This window comes from Streptomyces sp. A01 (assembly GCF_059026195.1).
Genome location: NZ_JBWLKN010000003.1, coordinates 203,186 through 222,041 on the forward strand (window position 1 = coordinate 203,186; position 18,856 = coordinate 222,041).

Genomic DNA, 18,856 nt, shown 5'->3' on the forward strand with positions numbered 1-18,856 from the left:
AGCCGACCTCCCGGTCAGCATGCTGAGCAAGCGCTTAGTATTCCGCGTACGGGGTGCGGGGCTGGTTCCGTGCTGAGTGCTGGCGCTTTTCCATCGGCACAGCGGGAGGCACGGACATGGCAGAGCCCCGGATCTTCACCTCACTCGACGAACTGCGGACGGCGATCGGCGCGGAATTCGGCCCCAGCGACTGGCTGGAGATAGACCAGAAGCGCATCGACCTGTTCGCCGAGGCGACCGGGGACCACCAGTGGATTCACGTGGACCCCGAAAAGGCGGCCGCCGGGCCGTTCGGCTCCACCATCGCGCACGGCTACCTCACGCTGTCGCTGCTGCCCGCGTTCGTCCAGCGGCTGCTGCGTGTGGAAGGCGTACGCATGGGCGTCAACTACGGCGTGAACAAGGTGCGTTTCCCCGCCACGGTCCCGGTCGGCTCGCGCCTGCGCGCCTCGGCGCGCATCGCGGACGTGACCGAGGTCAAGGACGGCGTCCAGCTGACGACGACGGTCACCATCGAACGCGAGGGCGGCGAACGGCCGGTGTGCGTGGCGGAGTCGGTGAGCCGCTTCTACCTGTGACGGTACGAACGGTGCGGAGGGGCTGTCCGTGAGGGCCACGGGGGCGGGCGCGGCGCGGGCCCGCCCCGGCCGGGGCGGGTCCCGCGCTCCCGGGTCCGCCGGGCCCCGGCCTACTCCGGTGGTGCGCCGACCATGCGCAGGACCAGCCCCGCGTACAGCGTGCCCACCTCGTCCGGTGTGCGGCGGCCCTCGCTGCTGAACCAGCGGGCCACATCGATGCACAGGGACAGGACGGCGAGCGTCGTGCCGGGGACGTCGGGGACGTCGAAGTCCCCGGCGCGTACGCCGTCCTCGATGATCGACCGTACGGCGGCGTCGGTGGCCCGGCGCATGGTGACGATCTCGGCGCGGTGGTCGGCGGCCAGCGCGTCCAGTTCGTACTGGACGACGCGCGCGGTGGTGTGGTGCTCGGCGTGCCAGCGGACGAACGACCGGACGGCGTCGGCCAGTCGGCTCGCGGGGCTGCCCGTGGCGCGGGCGGGGCGCTCAAGGAGCTCCAGGGCGAGCTGGTGCCCGACGTGGCTGATCCGGTAGAGCAGCTCTTCCTTGGTCTTGTAGTGGATGTACAGCGCGGCGGGGCTCATGCCCGCGCGGCCCGCGATGTCCCGGGTGGTGGTGGCGTGGTAGCCGCGCTCGGCGAACGCCTGGACGGCGGCGACCACCAGCCGCCGGGCGGCGTCCGGAGCGACGTCGGACCACGGCTCCTCGGACACCTTCACCGCTGCGGGCTGCCGCTCCTCCGCACCCATGGACCGCCTCGCTCCGCCTGCCCGCCGCGGACCCTCCGCCGCCGGGAGGGAACACCATACCGTGCGGCTGAGCAGGCGCTTAGGGTCAGTGGCGCGGTCCGGCCGTCGAGGGGCGCGGGCGCGTCCGAAGGGCCGGGCGGCGGGTCAGAAGGCCGAGACGCCGGTGAGCGCGCGGCCGATCAGCAGCTTGTGGATCTGGCTCGTGCCCTCGTACAACGTCATCACCCGGGCGTCGCGCAGCAGCTTGCCCGCCGGGTACTCGTCGATGTAGCCGTAGCCGCCGAAGACCTGGAGGGCGTTGTTGGCGCACCGTACCGCGGCCTCGCTGGCGAACAGCTTGGCGACGGAGGACTCCGTGGCGAAGGGCAGCCCGCGCTCGATGCGGTCGGCGACCCGCCAGGTCAGCAGCCTGGCCGCGTCGACGTCCACGGCGATGTCGGCGAGGAGTTCCTGGACGAGCTGGTGGTGCGCGATGGTCTTGCCCCCGAACTGCTCGCGCTCGCCCGCGTACGCCACCGCCGCGTCCAGGCACGCCTGCGCGATGCCGACACAGCCCGCGGCGACCGACATCCGGCCCTTGGCGAGCGCGGACATGGCGACCGAGAAGCCCTTGCCCTCGGGGCCGATCATCGCTGAGGCGGGCACCCGCACGCCGTCCAGCACCAGCTCGGCGGTGGCCTGCCCGCGCAGCCCGAGCTTGCCGTGGATCTCGCGCCGGGACAGGCCGGGCGCGGCGGTGGGAACCAGGAAGGCGCTGATGCCCTTGTGGCCGGGTCCGTCCCCGATGCGGGCGAACAGGAGCACCACATCCGCCCAGGTGCCGTTGGTGATGAACATCTTCGTGCCGTCGAGAACGAACCCGTCGCCGTCGCGTACCGCGCGGGTGGTGAGGTTGGCGGCGTCGGAGCCGGTGCCCGGCTCGGTCAGGCCGAAGCAGCCGACGGCCTCGCCGGAGCACAGCCGGGGCAGCCACGCGTGCTTGTGCTCCTCGCTTCCCCAGGTGGCGATGGACTTGGCGACGAGGCCGAGCGAGACGGACATGATGCCGCGCACCGCCGAGTCGCCGCGCCCCAGCTCCTCGGTGACCAGGACGTAGGAGAGGTGGTCGCCGCCGGAGCCGCCGTACTCCTCCGGGACGGTGAGGCCGAGGAAACCGAGGGCGCCGAGCTTCTTGACCACGGCGCGGTCCACGCTCTCGGCCCGGTCCCAGGCGACGGCGTTCGGCGCGATCTCGCGATCGGTGAAGTCCTTGGCGAGCCGCTGGACCGCGGCCTGCTCCTCGGTGAGCTCCAGGTCCACGACGCCTCCCGCGATCAGATGACCGTAAAATTACCAGCGCTAGTTTTAGCGCGACGGGCTCTACTATGTGCCGCATGGCCCGTCCCCGCAAGCCCCTGCTCAGCCGCGACCGGATCGTCGCGGCTGCCCTCTGCCTCGTCGACGCCGAGGGCTTGCAGGCGGTCTCCACCCGGCGGCTCGCCGCCGAGCTGGGAGTCAGCGGGCCGTCGCTGTACAACCACTTCACGACCAAGGGCGAGATCCTGGACGCCGTCGCCGACACGGTCGTCGCCCAGGTCGATGTGTCGATGTTCGACGCGGACTTCGGCGCCGGTGCCGGGGACGCCGAAGGGGGCACCGCGGAGGGCGCGGACTGGCGGACGGCGCTCCTTGAGTGGGCGCGTTCCTACCGGGCGGCGCTCACCGCGCACCCGAACATCGTGCCGTTCCTCGCCCAGGGCCCCGGCCGCCGTCCGGCCGGGCTGCGGATGGCCGACGCGGTGTTCGGCGCGATGGTCGGGGCGGGCTGGCCGCCCGCGCACGCCACGCGTGTCGGCGCCTTGATGCGGTACTTCGTCGCGGGGTCGGCGCTCGGCTCGTTCGCCCGCGGCTTCGTCGACGACGCCGGCGCCTACGACCCGGCCGACTACCCGCACCTCGGCCGGGCCCACCTGCTGGCCGAGCATCAGCAACAGGTGGACCAGGGCGCGTTCGAGACGGGCCTGACGGCGCTGGTGGAGGGGCTGTCGCTGCAGTTCGAGCGGCTGCGCTGACCCGCCGGGAGGCGTCCCGGGCCACGAGCCGGCACCGCCGCGCCGCCTCCCCTGGCCGCCCCGGCCGCGCTACTTCGCGCAGGTCACGTCCTTGTCCGGCAGCTTCCCACCGCGCAGGTAGGAGTTGACCCGCGCGTCGACGCATGCGTTGCCGTACTCCCCGTACAGGCCATGGTGATTGGCTCCCTTGACGGTCAGCAGCCGCGAGCTGGGCAGCATGCCGTGCAGGGCCTCGCTGCCCTTGTACGGGGTGCGGGGATCACCGGTGGCGGCCACGATCAGGGCGGGCGTGTCGTGACTGACCGCGACGGGGTTCTCGCGCGGCGCCCCGGGCCAAAAGGCGCAGGCGTTGACGTTGTTCGCCATCGGGCCGGTCAGCGGGTGCTTGGCGCGGCTGTTCTCCAGGTCGCGCCAGTACACCTCGGGGTCGCGCGGGGCGGCGACGTCGCCGCACAGGATCGCGGTCTGCACACTGCCGTAGTGCGAGCCCTTCCCGGTCAGACCGAGGTCAAGCACCTCCTTCAGATCGGGCGTCGGCTCGACGTGCTGACCGGCGGCGGCCTTCGCCAGCACGGAGAGCTGCCCCGCCAGGGAGTGCCTGGCCCCGTCCCGGTCGTCGGCGACACCGGCGAAGGCGACCAGCTGCACGGTCCCGTCGTCCACCCGGTACGCGTCGTGGCCCGCGCCGACGACGAGGGGCCGCCCGGCGGCCGCGCGCACGGTCCGCTCGACGGTGGCCAGCACCCTCGGCCCGGTCTTCCCCAGGCCGTACGTGCCGTGGCGCCGCGCCGTCCAGGCCGCCCAGGCCGCGAGCGCCTGGTCGCCCGCTTCCTGCGCGCCCCTCAGCAGCCGGGGCGAGTACGCGCGCGGATCGACCGCGCCGTCGAGCACGACGCGCTCATAGCGGCCGGGGAACATCTGGGTGTACGCGGTGCCGAGGTACGTGCCGTACGAGTAGCCCAGGTAGGAGATCTTCCGCTCCCGCAGGGCGCCCCTGATGACGTCCATGTCGCGGGCGGTGTTCCGGGTGGTGACATGCGGCAGCACGGCCCCGTTCCGCTCACGGCAGCGCTCGGCCAGACCCTTCTGGTGCGTGATCTGCCGGTCGAAGCCCGCCCGCGTCAGCCCGGCCCCGGTCAGCGAGGTGCCGGTCGGCCAGCCGCAGTCCAGCGGAGTGCTGCGGCCGACGAAACGCGGGTCCATGCCGATGACGTCGTAGCGCCGCCCGGTGTCCTTCATCGCCTTCAGGATGCCGGGCGGGTCGCCGAGCGAAGGGCCGCCGGGTCCGCCGCCGTTGAGCAGGAGGGGGCCGACGCGGTGGGCGGTGTCGGTGGCCTTGACGCGGGAGATCGCGACGGTGATCGTCGGGCCGCCGGGGCGGGTGTAGTCCAGGGGGACGGTGACGTCCGCGCACCGGGCGCCCGCCTTCTCCAGTTCCTTGCCGGTCTCGTCCGCCGGGCCGAGCACACAGCTCTTCCAGTCCGGACGCTGGCCGTAGAACCGGCCGAGTCCGTCCGAGGGGGAGGACGCCGGGGGTGCGGCGGCCCGGGCGCCGGTGGTGGTCGCCGCGGCCGGTGCGACGGCCGTGGGCACGGTGACGAACGCGGCGGCCAGGGCCATGCCCGCCACCGGTTTGCTGAATGCGGTCATGTCCGCACGCTAGAGGGCCGGTTGGGCCGGAATCACTGCGGCTGACCCCCGCGTCGGCACGGGGGTCAGCACCAGTGGCGGCGCCGCCCGGACATGGTCTCCTGGGACGGAGGACCACGGCGGGCGGTCACCGGGGGAGCCGCCGCCAGGAGAGAGCCGTGGCGCGGTCCCGACGCCGCTGTCAGAAGACGATCAGGGCCCGGCCGCCCCGGCCTGCGAGCATCGCCTCGAAGGCGGCGGGGATGCCGTCAAGGCCGATGCGTTCGGTGACCATCGAGCCCAGGTCGAGCCGTCCGGCGCGGACGTGCTCGGCGATCACCGGGAGGTCGCGGGCCGGGTCGCTGTTGCCGTAGACGCAACCGGAGAGGGTACGGCCGAAGTAGAAGAGCTCCAGGGCGGAGAAGGTCACCTGCTGATCCTGGCCGCCGATACCGACGACGGTGGTGCGGCCGCCACGGCGGGTGGAGGACCAGGCCGTACGGATGGTGTCGGCGCGGCCCACGCACTCGATGGCGACATCCGCGCCGTAGCCGCCGGTGAGCTTGCGTACCCGCTTGGCGGTGTCGTCGGCGGCGATCAGGAACTCGGTCGCCCCGGCCGCACGGGCCAGCTCCTCCTTCTCCGGGGAGACATCGACGGCGATGATGGGCCCCGCGCCCGCTATTCGCGCTGCCTGGAGGACGGCGAGGCCCACTCCCCCGGCGCCGTAGACGGCGACCGACTCACCCTCGACGACCCGGGCGGCGTGGGTGACCGCTCCGTAGCCGGTGAGGACGGCGCAGCCGAGCAGCGCCGCGTCGGTGAGCGGGATGCCGTGGGGCACGGGCAGCACCGCGTGCGCGGGGACGATGGTCTCCTCGGCGAAGGCCGCCGTGCCGAGCCCCGGGTAGAGGGCGGTGCCGTCGGCGGCGAGCGTGGCGTACGGGGTGTCGGCCGCGGCGCCCGCGTGGGCGCACAGCCAGGGCTCGTCCAGGGCGCAGAAGTGGCAGTCGCCGCAGGAAGGGGCCCAGTTCAGGACGACACGGTCGCCGGTGTCCACGCTCGTCACCCCCTCGCCCACCGCGCTGACGGTGCCCGCCCCCTCGTGGCCGAGCACGGCGGGCGCGGGCTGGCGGAGCGTGCCGTTGGACAGCGACAGGTCGGAGTGGCACACCCCGGCGGCGGCGAGCCTGACTCTGACGTGACCGGGGCCCGGCGCGGGGAGCTCGATCTCGGCGATCTCCAGCGGGGCGTTGACAGCGGTGAGTACGGCGGCGCGGACCACGGATTCTCCTTGGGCGCAGGGCACTAGGGGCGACTGGGGGGACATCCCGTCCGTCGTGGCCGATGTCCCGGGTGGGGGCCGGGGAGCGACACGAACGGACGGCGGACGATACGGGAGGCGCGGGCGGTACGGAAGGCGCGATAAGGCCGGATGAGCACGGCGCCGCGCCGGGCCCCGGTGCCGACGGCCGTGGCCGCCAGCGGCACTACCGGGCCCGGCTGGTCAGGGCTCCCCGGCACGGCACAGCCCGGCCGGCACAGTCCGGCACCGTGCGGCCCTGGCCCGGGCGGGCGGGCGCTCGCGAGGTGGCCCGCCCGGGCCCGGCCTCAGAACTGGAGCGACTTGGTCTGCAGATACTCGGCGAGGCCGTGGGTGCCCAGCTCGCGCCCCACGCCGGACTGCTTGTAGCCGCCGAACGGGGCGAGCGGGTTGAACCGGCCGCCGTTGATGTCCACCTGACCGGTCTCCATGCGGCGGGCGAACGCGACCGCCTGGGCCTCGTCCGCCGACCAGACGGCACCGGCGAGCCCGTAGACGGTGCCGTTGGCGATCCGCAGGGCGTCGTCCTCGTCCGCGTACTCCAGGATCGACAGGACGGGGCCGAAGATCTCCTCCTGGGCGATGGCCATCTCCGCGGTGACGTCGGCGAACACGGTCGGCCTGACGTAGTAGCCGGTGTCCCTGCCCTCCGGCGCCCCCGGGCCGCCGACCACGACGCGGGCCCCTTCGGCGATGCCGCGCTCGATGTAGCCGCGCACCCGGTCCCGCTGGGTGGCGTTGACGACCGGGCCGAGGCGGCTGTCCGGATCGTGCGGGTCGCCCGGGGTGTACTTCGCGGCGGCCGCGGCGGCCAGTTCCACCGCCTTGTCGTACTGGTCGGTGTGGACGAGCATGCGGGTCCACGCGCTGCACGTCTGCCCGGAGTTCGCGAAGACGTTGGCCACGCCCACCTTGACGGCCTTCGTCAGGTCCGCTCCCGGCAGGATGACGTTGGCGGACTTGCCGCCGAGTTCGAGGGCGACGCGCTTGACGGCGGAGCCCGCGATGGCGCCGATCTTCCGGCCCACGGCGGTGGACCCGGTGAACGACACCAGGTCGACGCCGGGGTGTTCGGCGAGCGCCTGACCAGCGACCGGGCCGAGCCCGGTGACCAGGTTGAAGACACCCGGCGGCAGCTCCGCGGCGGCGACGGCCTCGGCGAAGAGCTGGGCGACCAGGGGCGTGTCCTCGGCGGGCTTGAGGACGACGGTGCAGCCCGCGGCGAGCGCCGGGGCGACCTTGGCGACGATCTGGTGCAGCGGGTAGTTCCAGGGCGTGATGGCACCGACGACACCCACCGGCTCGTGCAGCACCGTGGAGTTGCCCACCTGCTCCTGGAAGGGGTAGGCCACCGCCAGCTCGGCGTAGCCGCCCGCGACAGCGATGGGCAGGTCGGCGTGGACGGCCTGCGCGAAGCCCAGGGTGGCCCCCAGCTCGGCCGTCACGGTCTCGGCGATCTCGTCACGGCGGGCGGCGAGGGCCGCGCGCAGCGCGCCAAGACGGGCGGCGCGGCGCGCGGGCGGGGTCGCGGCCCAGCCGGGGAAGGCGGCGCGCGCCGCCTGGACGGCCGCGTCCACGTCGAGGGCGGTGCCGGCGGGCACCCTGCCGATGACCCGTTCGTCCGCCGGGTTGACGACCTCGATCGTGTCGTTGCCTGACGCGGGCCGCCAGCCGCCGTCGATGTACATCCCGTCATGCGACTTCACGTCGTTGCCCTCCCACGCAGCTGCCGCCCCCGTACGCGACCAAACTAGCGACGGTAGTTTTCGCACGCCAGAGGGTGGGGGGTGCCCTGGGTCACGTGGCGGGCCCCTCACGCCCCCCTGACGTCCGTGAGGTGGGAGAAAACGACGATGTTGGAGGTGTAGCCGGTCTGCTGGTCGTATACCCCGCCGCAGGTCAGCAGCCGGAGTTCGGAGCGGCCGGTGTTGCCGTAGACCTTCTCGCTGGGAAAGTCCGACTTCTTGTACGTACGGACGGCGTCGACGGTGAACACGGCCGAGTTGCCGTCCTGGCGCGTGACGCTGACGACGTCGCCGCGCCGCAGCGACCCCAGGTTGGCGAAGACGGCGGGCCCGGAGCGGGTGTCGCGGTGGCCGATGACGATGGCCGTGCCGCGCTCCCCGGGGGCGGGGCCCCGCTCGAACCAGCCCGCTACCTGGGGTTTGTCCATCGGCGGTGTGCCGAGTTCGCCGCGTGAGTCGAGACCGAGCCCCATGACCGGCGCCTGGAGGGCGAGGGCGGGGATGACGACGGCACTCGCCCGCGAACGCGGCAGCGGGGCGCGCGGCACCCGCGGCGGGATGGAACCGTCCGCGACGGGCGGGGGTTGCGCCGTGCCCGTGCTCTCCACGACGGGTTCGGCGTCCGGTTCGGGCGTGGCGTCGGGGACCTCCGCTCCGGCGGCGGCAGCGACGGTGGGCGGCCCGGAGGGCGCGTCGTTCAGCACCCAGACACCGCCCACCACCAGCGACAAGGCCGTGCCCACCGTCACCGAGAGACGGCGACGGCGGACACGACTCATGCGTCTGCGCGGAGGACGGAACCTATGCCGCGTCATCGGTGCGTCGACGGGCCCGCCGGACGAAGATCAGCCCGGCCGCTCCGACCGCGCCCGCGGCCAGCGCCGTACTGACGCCGCCCACTTCCGAGCCGCCGGTGTCGGCAGTGCCGCCGCCGCCTGCGGCGACCGCGCCGACCGGCTTGTCCTTGGTCTGCTTGGGCGCCTCCTTGCTGCTGTTGCTGTTACTGCTGTTACTGCTGTTACTGCTGTTGTTGCCTGTGTTGCTGTTGTTGTTGCCGTTGCTGTTCGCGGGGCAGTCGACCTTGAACACCTTCTCCTTCGGGGCGCCTGTCTGCCCCACGAAGTTCCAGGTGAGCTTGTACTGCCCGGTCGGGAGTGTGTACTCCTTCGTCTGGCCGATGCCGTTGGCGAGTGTGAGGGCTCCGCCGAGGCTGGGCCCGTTGGTGCTGACCGGGAGCGGGGCGATCTGCCAGGTGACCTGCGGGACGGACTCGAAGTTGAGACCGGCCAGGTAGAACTCGCAGACGCTGAGTTCGTCGCGGGTGTCACTGGGGGCGGTGCCGACGTTGTGGATCTTTACGTCTCCGTTGTCGCCGGTAGCGGCGAGAGCGGCGGGCGCCGCCAGGAGGGTGGCGCCGGTGATGGAGAGGGTGGCGACGGCCGCGGCCGCCGTACGGGCGCCGAGGGCGCGTCGAGTGGTTGAGATGGTCACGCGGGGCTCCTTCAAGCCGGGACGATAGTCATACAAATCGTCGATCGCCTGACTACGTGTCACGTTTTCAGCGAGAAGAAACGGCGAAACGCCCTAAACCCCCCATTTATCGCCCGGTTAGCCCACACCGCCCGCTCCGGACAGGGCCATTCGTGCCGCCCGCGTACGCCGCGACGAACGCCTCCGCCCCCGTGGACCCGCCGCTCCCGACCCGGCCGACGCGTCACCGCCGCCGCCATCCGGGGGACGCCGCAACCCGCGCGCGGCGACCCCGGCCGAGCCCAGCAGCAGCACCCCCAGCATCACGAAGGGCGCCGCCGTGCCCGCGACCCCGGCCAGTCCCCCGGCGGCGGCCGGGGCGGCGACCTGGCCGAGCCGGTTGCCGGTGAGCCGCAGCGCGAGCGCCGTGCTGCGCGCCGCGTCGGGCGCTGCCCGCACCACCGTGCTCATCGACAGCGGCTGGCCGACGCCGAGCGCGAAGCCGAGCGCGGCCAGGACGACGCCCAGTGCCCACGCGGGCATCGGCAGGGCGATGCCCGCGCACAGCAGCGCCGCGCACAGGCAGCTCACGGCCATCAACGCCGTACGGCCCAGCACCCGGATCATCGGGGTCATCACCAGTCGGCAGGCGATGGTGGCCGCCGCCCGCAGGCTCAGCAGTACGCCGATGGCGGCGGGGGTGATGCCCCGGTGCTCACCGAGCACCGGCAGGTAGGCGGTGAGGATGTCGGTGGCGGACAGCACGGCAAGGCTGATGAAGATCCCGGAGGTGACACCCCGGGTGCGCAGAATGCCCAGCACCGGCACGCGGTCGGCACCCTTCCCGGAGCCTGTCCCGGTCTGCTTCCCGGCTCCTTCCCCGGCTCCGTTCCCGGTCCCCCTCGCTCGCGCTGACGCTCCGGGCCTGTGTTCGATCCGCCAGAGCCCGGCGAACGAGCAGGCGGCCACGGCGGCCGACACCAGCAGCGCGGCAGCGCTCGTACGGGCCAGCGCGCCGCCCTCGGCGGAGACCAGCAGCCCGGCCGCGACGGGGCCGACGAGCTGGCCGAGCGAGGCGCCGATGGTGAAGTGGCCGAAGTCGCGGTCCCGTTCCTCCGGGGCGCTCTGCCGGGCCACGATGGACTGCGCCCCGATGACGAAGACCAGGTGGCCCAGGCCCATCACCCCGCTCCACAGCGCCATCCCTGTGAGCGAGGAGGCCCGGCCGCTCAGCCCGCAGCCGCCCGCGATGAGCAGCACGCCCAACGGCAGCAGCGGGGCGCACCGGCCGTGGTCGGTACGGCGGCCCAGCGGTATGGCGGCGAACAGCGGCAGCAGCGCGTACACCCCGGCGATGACTCCCACGGCGCGGGCGTCGGCACCGAGCGCGAGCGCCCGGTAGGAGACGGCGGGCCGCGCCATGCTCACCGCCCCCTGCGCGAAGGCGAAGGCGATGACCAGGCGCAGCAGCCAGCCCCTGCCGGGCGCGATCGGCGTCATGTCTCGGCTGATCCCGTCTCTTGACCCCGTCTCTCAGATGATCCCGAATCCGTCAGATGATGCCGAACAGCAGTCCGGCGCCGAGCACGACCAGCGCGGTGAGCGCGGCCCACTTCACGGTGAACCGGGTGTGGTCGCCGAACTCCACCTTGGCCATGCCGATCAAGACGTAGACGGCGGGCACCAGCGGGCTGGACATGTGCAGGGACTGGCCGACGAGGGAGGCGCGGGCGATCTCCGTGGAGGACACACCGTGCGCGGCGCCCGCCTCGGCGAGGATCGGCACGATGCCGAAGTAGAAACCGTCGTTGGACATGAAGTACGTGAGCGGGATGCTCAGCACGCCGGTCACCAGGCCCATGTGGGGGCCCATGCTGTCGGGGATGCCGTCGACGAGCCAGCGGGCCATGTGCTCGACCATGCCCGTGCCGGTGAGCACGCCGGTGAAGACGGCGGCGGCGAAGACCATGCCGGAGACGTTGAGGACGTTCTCCGAGTGGGCGGCGATGCGGGCCCGCTGGTCGGGCATGTGCGGGAAATTGACCGTCAGCGCGATGGCGGCGCCGAGCAGGAACAGCACCGGGATCGGCAGGGTCTGCAGGATCAGCAGCGTGAGCAGGGCGACGGTCAGCGCGGCGTTGAACCAGTAGAGCTTCGGGCGCAGCGTGGCACGGTGCGGGTCGAGGGTCTGCGGGTCGCCGTCGGCGGCGCCGTCACTCGTCTCCCCGTTCCCGCCGGTTCCGCCAGTCCCGCCGGTGGGCGCGTCGGCGTCCGTTCCGCCGCCCGCCGCGCCCGGCATCGCTGTGCCTGCCGTCGCCACGCCTGCCGTCTTCGTGAGCCGCACCCGGCCGCCGGGGACTCCGGGGCCGCCGGCCGTCACCAGCACCTGCTCGGTCGCCGTCTCCGTTCCCCGCGCCACGACGGCACCCGGCTCGCCAAGCTCGTCGAGTGACAGCACGCCGAGCCGCTTGCGCTCGCGCCTGCCGAGGACGTACGCGAAGGAGAAGACGAAGAGCAGCCCGACGGCGAGGGCGGGGATCATCGGTATGAAGATGTCGCCCGCGTCGAGCTTGAGCGCGGTGGCCGCGCGGGCGGTGGGGCCGCCCCAGGGGACGGTGTTCATCACGCCGTTGGCGGTCGCCGCGACACAGGTCATGACGAGGACGCTCATCTTCAGACGGCGGTAGAGCGGCAGCATCGCCGAGACCGTGATCATGAAGGTCGTGGAGCCGTCGCCGTCGAGGGAGACGATCGCGGCGAGGACGGCGGTGCCGACGACGATCCGCACCGGGTCAGCCTTGCAGAACCGCAGGATGAGCCGGACGATCGGGTCGAAGAGCCCGACGTCGATCATCACCCCGAAGTAGATGATGGCGAACATGAGCATGGCGGCGGTGGGCGCCAGGTCGCCGATTCCGGCAAGGACGTAATCGCCGAGCTTGGCACCCTGGCCCACCAGGACGCAGAACAACGCGGGGATGAGCACCAGCGCTGCCAAGGGGGACATCTTCTTCATCATGATCAGCACCAGGAAGGTGGCGATCATGACAAATCCGAGGACTGTCAGCATGGAGGGCACCTCACGTTCGCCTTCGAACGCCGCCGGGGTGGCGGTCGAGGTGACGTTAGGCGCGTCAACTTTGCGTTAACAAGACCTTGACACGCGAGCAATACGCGCAAAACCCCAGGTCAACTGAGGGGTGCGAGGTGCACGGGGAAACCGGAGAGCACGGCGGTGCCGGAGAGCGGGTCGAGCCGGGAGCCGTCGTTGAGCTGGTTGACGTTGACGCCGGGAGCGACGGTGGCGACGGACAGCCTGGTGCCGGGCCTGGAGTGTCCCCAGCCGTGCGGCAGGCTCACCACGCCGGGCCTGACGGTGTCCGTCACCTCCACGGGCACCTCCAGCTCGCCGCCGTCACCCTTGACGCGGGCCGGGCTTCCGTCGACGAGGCCGAGGCGTGCCGCGTCCTCCGGGTGCACCTGGAGGGTGCAGCGGTTGGTGCCGCCGATGAGCACGGGGACGTTGTGCAGCCAGCTGTTGTTGGAGCGCAGATGGCGGCGGCCGACGAGGAGCAGCTCGGCGGGGCGCGGGGTGAGCGCGCGGCGCAGCCGGGGCACGTCGGCGGCGATCGGCGCGGGGCACAGCTCGACGGTGCCGCTGCGGGTGCGCAGCAGCTCGGGGACGCGCGGCCGCAGCGGGCCGAGGTCGATGCCGTGCGGTGTGTCGAGCACGGCCTGAAGGGTCAGCCCGCCGTCCACGGCGCCGAAGCCGTCACCGTACGGGCCGAGTCGCAGCATCAGGTCAAGGCGCCGCTCCCAGCCGGTCTCGCCGGTGAGCCGGGCGGCCAGCGCCGTGGGGTCCTGGCCGTGCACCGGGGAGCCGGTGTCGGCCACGGCCTTGGCCAGCGTCTGGCCGATGACCAGGCTGTCCACGCCGCCGGGGTCGGCGGCTGCCTGACCGCTGACGCACAGCACCAGCCGGGCCAGGATCTCGCACTCGTCCAGCTCGCCGGGCCGCAGCGGGAGCACGGGCCGGGAGTAGCGGATCTGGTTGCGTACGGCGAAGGTGTTGAAGGCGAAGTCGAAGTGGGCGGTGCGGCTGGGCGGGGGCGGCGGCAGGACGACGTGGGCGTGCCGGGAGGTCTCATTGAGGTACGGGTCGACGCTGACCATGAAGTCAAGGCCGGTCAGTGCCCGGTCGAGCCGGTCGCCGTTCGGGGCGGAGAGCACCGGGTTGGCGGCGATCGAGATCACCGCCCTGACCTGGTCGTCGCCCGGGGTCTCGATCTCCTCGGCCAGCGCTACGGAGGGCAGTTCGCCCTTGGCTTCGGGGTGGCCGCTGACCCGGCTGTGCCAGCGGCCGAGGGCGAAGCCCTTCCCGGGGCGCGGCGGGCGCGGGGCCCTGGCGGTGGCGGCGAGCGGGAACATCGCGCCGCCGGGCCGGTCGAGGTTGCCGGTCAGCGCGTTCAGCACGTCGACGAGCCAGTTGGTGAGGGTGCCGAACTCGACGGTGCTGCCGCCGATCCTGCCGTAGACAGCGGCCCGGGGCGCGGCGGCCAGCTCGCGGGCGAGGGTACGGATGTCCTCGGCGGGCACGTCGCACGCGTGCTCCACCGCCTCGGGGGTGAACTCGGCGGCCAGCCGCCCGACGTCGTCGACGCCGGTCAGGTGCGCGCCGAGCGCTCCGGGGTCCACCAGGTCCTCGGCGAACAGCACCTGCACCATGGCGAGCAGCAGCGCCGCGTCCCCGCCGGGCCTGATGGGCACGTGCCGGTCGGCCAGCCGCGCGGTGCGGGTCCGGCGCGGGTCGATCACCGTGACGTGCCCGCCGCGCCGCCGCAGGTCCTTCAGCCGCCGGGGGAAGTCGGGCGCGGTGCACAGGCTGCCGTTGGACTCGGCCGGGTTGGCGCCGATGATCAGCAGGTGGTCGGTGCGGTCGAGGTCGGGCACCGGGATGGCCAGCGCGTCCCCGTACATCAGCCCGCTGGAGACGTGCTTGGGCATCTGGTCCAGCGTGCTCGCCGTGAACAGGTTGCGGCTGCCCAGCGTGGCGAGCAGCACGGGCGGGTAGAGCGCGCCCGCCATGGTGTGCACATTGGGGTTGCCGAGGACGACGGCCACGGACTGCGGTCCGTGCGCGGCGAGCAGCGGCGCCAGCCCTTCGGCGACGGCGGCGAACGCCTCGTCCCAGCCGGTCTCCACCAGGCGCCCGTCCTTGCGGACCAGGGGGCTGGTGAGCCGGTCGGGGTCGGCGTCGACGGCGCCGAAGGAGACACCCTTGGGGCAGCTGAACCCCTTGCTGAACACGTCGTCGCGGTCGCCGCGCGCCGCTGTGACCCGGTCGTCCTCGATGTCGAGCGTCAGCCCGCACGTGGCTTCGCACAACGGGCATATACGCAGAGCGGTATGGCTCATCGGTCCCTCCCGGGGACGGCTGCGACGCGTTTCGCCACGACCATACCGGCCGGTATGCGCTGAGGGGACGGTTCGGCGCATTGACGTTCACCCGCCTTCATTCCTATGGTCTTCTATAGGAATTCTTCGATGGTGGGAGCACGCGATGAGCGGCACGGGCAACGAGCAGGCGAGGAAGACCGCCGAGGGGCTGACGTACAGCCACGGCTTCGGCAACGAACACAGCAGCGAAGCCGTGCCCGGCGCGCTGCCGCACGGCCGCAACTCGCCCCAGCGCGCGCCGCTGGGACTCTACGCCGAGCAGCTCAGCGGCTCCGCCTTCACCGAGCCCAGACAGCACAACCGCCGCTCGTGGCTCTACCGCGTCCGCCCGTCCGCCGCGCACCCGCCGTTCACCCGCATCGGCAACGGCGCCCTGCGCGGCGCTCCGTTCACCGGCCCCGAGAGTTGCGCCCCCGACCCGAACCGGCTGCGCTGGGACCCGCTCCCCGAGCCCCCGGCGGGCATCGACTTCCTCAGCGGCCTGTGGACCCTCGGCGGCAACGGCGACGCCACCCAGCGCACCGGCATGGCCATCCACCTCTACGCCGCCAACACGTCCATGGAGAGCCGGGTGTTCAGCGACGCCGACGGCGAGCTCCTGATCGTCCCCGAGCGCGGCGGGCTGCTGCTGCGCACCGAGTTCGGGCTGCTGCGCGCCGAGCCGGGGGAGGTCGCGCTCATCCCACGCGGCGTACGGTTCCGGGTCGAGCTGCTGGACGGGACGGCCCGGGGCTACGTCTGCGAGAACTACGGCCAGCCCTTCACCCTGCCCGACCTCGGCCCGATCGGCGCCAACGGGCTCGCGAACCCCCGTGACTTCCGCGCCCCGGTCGCCGCCTACGAGGACCGTGAGAGCTCCGTCGAGGTGGTCAACAAGTTCTGCGGCAACCTGTGGGCCGCGACCTACGACCACTCGCCGCTCGACGTCGTCGCCTGGCACGGCAACCACGTCCCGTACGTCTACGACCTGCACCGGTTCAATGTGATCGGCTCCATCAGCTACGACCACCCGGACCCCTCGATCTTCACCGTGCTGACCTCGCCCTCCGACACCCCCGGGCTCGCGGGCGTCGACTTCGTCGTCTTCGCGCCGCGCTGGCTGGTCGGCGAGGACACCTTCCGGCCGCCGTACTTCCACCGCAATGTGATGAGCGAGTACATGGGCCTGATCGAGGGCGCGTACGACGCGAAGACCGCGGGCAAGGGCGGCTTCGTGCCGGGCGGCGGCTCGCTGCACAACATGATGTCGGCGCACGGCCCCGACCGGGAGACCTTCGAGGCGGCCAGCGCGGCCGAGCTGAAGCCGCACAAGATCGACGACGGTCTGGCCTTCATGTTCGAGACCCGCTGGCCGGTCACGGCCACCCCGCAGGCGATGAACGCCGACCACCTGCAACAGCGGTACGACGAGGTATGGCAGGGTCTGGAGCGCCATTTCCGGTCGTAGGAGTAGGACGGAGCCCTCGTGACGACCTTCGCTCCCGACTCGCTCGCCCTGAACCGCAAGCTGCCGCTCTGGTATCAGGTCTCGCAGTCGCTGCGCGCCTCCATACTCGGCCGCCGCCCGCACGAACCCCTGCGGCTGCCGACCGAGGACCGCCTCGCCGAGCACTACGGCGTCAGCGTCCTCACCATGCGGCAGGCGCTCAAGGAGCTGGAGACGGAGGGGCTGATCAGCCGGCACCGGCGGCGCGGCACGTTCATCGAACCGAACGCGCGGCGCGGCGCCCCGGTGCGGCTGCTCGGCTCGGTCGACGCGATCGTGGCCCAGCAGTCCGGGGAGCACACCACGCTGCTGGGCCACGGCCCCGAACCCGTACCGGCGGACCTCGCCGAGTACTTCCCCGACCTCCCCGAGGCGATGGCGTACCGGCGGCTGCGCTGCGACGAGGAGGGCGGCGAGCCCACCAACTGGGCCCACAACCTGATCCGCCCCGACATCGCCGAGGCCATCGACCTGGCCGACCTGACCCGGTGGCCGATGACCAAGGTGCTGCGGGACGTGGTGGGCGTGGCGATCAGCCGCATCACGGACACCGTCGAGGCGCGGCTCGCCGACCCGGAGACCGCCCGGCTGCTCAAGGTGCCGCTGCTCAGCCCGATCCTGCACTACACGGGCGTCACCTACGACGACAGCGGCCAGGTCGTGGACGTCGCGCGCATCCGCTACCGGGGCGACCGGTTCTCCTTCACCGTCACGCTGGACGCGCACTGAGCCGAGCACCGCCCCGAACCCGGGCACCGACCCGAATGAGCCCGCCCGGCGTGGGTACGATGGGGTCGGCGCATGAACGGTTGGGGGAGGACGTCCGCGTGACGGCGACACAGGCCCAGGGACCGGCAGGCCGCCCGCACACCAGCCGGGCCCCGCACGGCAGCCCGGCCTCGGACGCCGACGCCGCCTGGGCGCAGGCGCCGCCCCTCGACGCGGTGATGCCGTGGTCCGTGGCCCCGCTGCGGCTGGGGCGCGGCTGGGTGGCGGCCCCCGACCCCACCGCGCTGACCGCCCGCTGGGACGCCCTCCTGCGCGCCGACGGCGAGGCCGCGCGCGAGGCCCTGTTCCGGCCCACCCGCTCCCGTACGCCGCGTACCGCCGTCTCCCAGCTGCCGGGGCAGACCGGGTCCACCGCCCGGTTCGCGCGCGAGACAGGCCGGTGCCCGCAACCCGTACGGATCGCGCACGGCCCCTTCGACCAGCTGTGGCTGATCCCCGATCACCGGCTCATCGACGCGGCCAGGCCCGAGCTGTGGCGCGTCGCCGACGACCAGCAGATCCACCTCCTCGAACCGGCGAGGGAGGCGGCACGCGCGGGCGACCGGAGCGCGGCCGGTTCCGGGGCCGCGCTCGCCTACGCCGCCCTGCTGCCCGACGGCCACTCCCCCGCGGGCCGCCCAGGACGCGTGCGCCCGCTCTACCGCCGCCCCGGCGGCCGCGAGCCGAACCTCGCCCCGGGGCTCATCGGCCATCTCACCCGGCGCCTGGGCCGCCCCGTCACCGCCGAGGGCGTGCTGGCCTGGACGGCCGCCGCCGCGCGGCGCTCCCCCGAAGGCCACCCCGTCATCCCGCTGACGGCCTCACCCGAGGTGTGGGAGGCGGGCGTCGCGCTGGGCCGCCGCCGGGTGTGGCTGCACACCCGGGGGGCGCGCTGCGCTGCCCCGCCCGCGCCGGGCGCGGCGGCCGGTGCCGCGCCGCCCGGCGAGCGCCCCCGGCTGCCCGGCGGGCGGCGCCCCTACGTACGGGCCGCCGTCACCACGGACCCGCTGCCCGACGCGCTGACCTACGACGCCGAGGAGCGGACACTGTGCCTCGGGAACGGCCGGATATCGCCGGTGGACCCTGCCGCGTGGGAGTTCCACACGGCGGGGGCGCGGGTGCTGGACAGCTGGTTCGAGCGCCGCACCGCACCGGCGGCACCCGGCACGCTGGAAGCGGTCGGCGCCGCGGGCTGGCGTCAGGAGTGGACCACCGACCTGCTGGAGCTCATCACAGTGCTGACGCTGCTGGCCGAACTGCGGGAAGCCGAGCGGCATCTCATGCGGCGGCTGGCCGAGGAACCGCTGATCAGCGTCGCGGAACTGGGCGAGGCCGGGGTGCTGCCGGTGCCCGGGGCCGCGCGCCGGCCCGCGTCGGTGCTCGACCACCATGAAGAGGGGCCGGACGGACAGTACGCGTTGCTGTGAGTGGGTACGGCGCGAGAATGCCGCACGAGAGCGGGAACGGCGCGGGAGCGGGGCGGGTGCGGGCCCGCCGGTGAAGCGGGCGGAACAAGCGCTACGGGCCACTGGACGAGAGACCCGGACCGGGCGACGGACCGGCTGGAGCGGGCCGGACCGACCGCGCCGGGTCGGTATG

At 73.1% G+C, this 18,856-nt stretch carries 15 protein-coding genes; 5 read left to right on the forward strand and 10 right to left on the reverse strand.

Going from position 1 to position 18,856, the window contains the following annotated elements; translation table 11 throughout:
- Positions 1-116: 116 nt before the first annotated feature.
- The gene (locus AC5P1B_RS05290) at positions 117-578 is read left to right on the forward strand and encodes a MaoC family dehydratase (protein ID WP_493885101.1); all 462 of its coding nucleotides are present in this window, start codon (positions 117-119) and stop codon (positions 576-578) included.
- 110 nt (positions 579-688) lie between these two features.
- Here AC5P1B_RS05290 and AC5P1B_RS05295 read toward each other — a convergent pair whose 3' ends face one another.
- Positions 689-1,327: a TetR/AcrR family transcriptional regulator gene (locus AC5P1B_RS05295; protein WP_493885103.1), complete on the reverse strand. Its 639-nt coding sequence runs from the start codon at positions 1,325-1,327 to the stop codon at positions 689-691.
- A 144-nt stretch (positions 1,328-1,471) separates the two neighbouring features.
- Positions 1,472-2,626 (reverse strand): acyl-CoA dehydrogenase family protein, encoded by a 1,155-nt coding sequence (locus AC5P1B_RS05300; RefSeq protein WP_493885105.1) that lies wholly within the window; start codon positions 2,624-2,626, stop codon positions 1,472-1,474.
- 74 nt (positions 2,627-2,700) lie between these two features.
- Between AC5P1B_RS05300 and AC5P1B_RS05305 the strand changes: the two genes are divergently transcribed.
- Complete coding sequence (locus AC5P1B_RS05305; protein WP_493885107.1) at positions 2,701-3,378, forward strand: TetR/AcrR family transcriptional regulator; 678 nt, start codon at positions 2,701-2,703, stop codon at positions 3,376-3,378.
- A gap of 69 nt (positions 3,379-3,447) precedes the next feature.
- Here the strand turns inward: AC5P1B_RS05305 and AC5P1B_RS05310 are convergent, their stop codons facing one another.
- From AC5P1B_RS05310 to AC5P1B_RS05345, 8 genes are all read right to left on the reverse strand, one after another.
- The gene (locus AC5P1B_RS05310) at positions 3,448-5,028 is read right to left on the reverse strand and encodes an alpha/beta hydrolase (protein WP_493885108.1); all 1,581 of its coding nucleotides are present in this window, start codon (positions 5,026-5,028) and stop codon (positions 3,448-3,450) included.
- 181 nt (positions 5,029-5,209) lie between these two features.
- A complete protein-coding gene (locus AC5P1B_RS05315; protein ID WP_493885110.1) occupies positions 5,210-6,292 on the reverse strand; it encodes a Zn-dependent alcohol dehydrogenase in 1,083 nt (360 codons plus the stop codon).
- A 326-nt stretch (positions 6,293-6,618) separates the two neighbouring features.
- Complete coding sequence (locus tag AC5P1B_RS05320) at positions 6,619-8,037, reverse strand: aldehyde dehydrogenase family protein (protein ID WP_493885112.1); 1,419 nt, start codon at positions 8,035-8,037, stop codon at positions 6,619-6,621.
- A 107-nt stretch (positions 8,038-8,144) separates the two neighbouring features.
- A complete protein-coding gene (locus AC5P1B_RS05325) occupies positions 8,145-8,855 on the reverse strand; it encodes a class F sortase (protein ID WP_493885114.1) in 711 nt (236 codons plus the stop codon).
- A 22-nt stretch (positions 8,856-8,877) separates the two neighbouring features.
- Positions 8,878-9,567: a hypothetical protein gene (locus tag AC5P1B_RS05330; RefSeq protein WP_493885116.1), complete on the reverse strand. Its 690-nt coding sequence runs from the start codon at positions 9,565-9,567 to the stop codon at positions 8,878-8,880.
- A 117-nt stretch (positions 9,568-9,684) separates the two neighbouring features.
- Positions 9,685-11,046, reverse strand: a complete 1,362-nt coding sequence (locus tag AC5P1B_RS05335) for an MFS transporter (RefSeq protein ID WP_493885118.1) — start codon at positions 11,044-11,046, stop codon at positions 9,685-9,687.
- Between the two features lie 52 nt (positions 11,047-11,098).
- On the reverse strand, positions 11,099-12,616 hold the full coding sequence (locus tag AC5P1B_RS05340; protein WP_493885120.1) for a CitMHS family transporter: 1,518 nt from the start codon (positions 12,614-12,616) through the stop codon (positions 11,099-11,101).
- A 119-nt stretch (positions 12,617-12,735) separates the two neighbouring features.
- Positions 12,736-14,961: a molybdopterin oxidoreductase family protein gene (locus tag AC5P1B_RS05345; protein ID WP_493885122.1), complete on the reverse strand. Its 2,226-nt coding sequence runs from the start codon at positions 14,959-14,961 to the stop codon at positions 12,736-12,738.
- Positions 14,962-15,106: 145 nt separating this feature from the next.
- On the opposite strand from AC5P1B_RS05345, the gene hmgA reads away from it, so the two are divergent.
- The 3 genes from hmgA to AC5P1B_RS05360 all read left to right on the forward strand — a co-directional run bounded on the left by hmgA (position 15,107) and on the right by AC5P1B_RS05360 (position 18,684).
- Complete coding sequence (gene hmgA / locus AC5P1B_RS05350) at positions 15,107-16,450, forward strand: homogentisate 1,2-dioxygenase (protein ID WP_493885124.1); 1,344 nt, start codon at positions 15,107-15,109, stop codon at positions 16,448-16,450.
- An 18-nt stretch (positions 16,451-16,468) separates the two neighbouring features.
- On the forward strand, positions 16,469-17,218 hold the full coding sequence (locus AC5P1B_RS05355) for a GntR family transcriptional regulator (protein ID WP_493885126.1): 750 nt from the start codon (positions 16,469-16,471) through the stop codon (positions 17,216-17,218).
- 218 nt (positions 17,219-17,436) lie between these two features.
- Entirely contained in the window at positions 17,437-18,684 is a 1,248-nt protein-coding gene (locus tag AC5P1B_RS05360; RefSeq protein WP_493885432.1) for a type ISP restriction/modification enzyme, read from the forward strand.
- Positions 18,685-18,856: the final 172 nt, after the last annotated feature.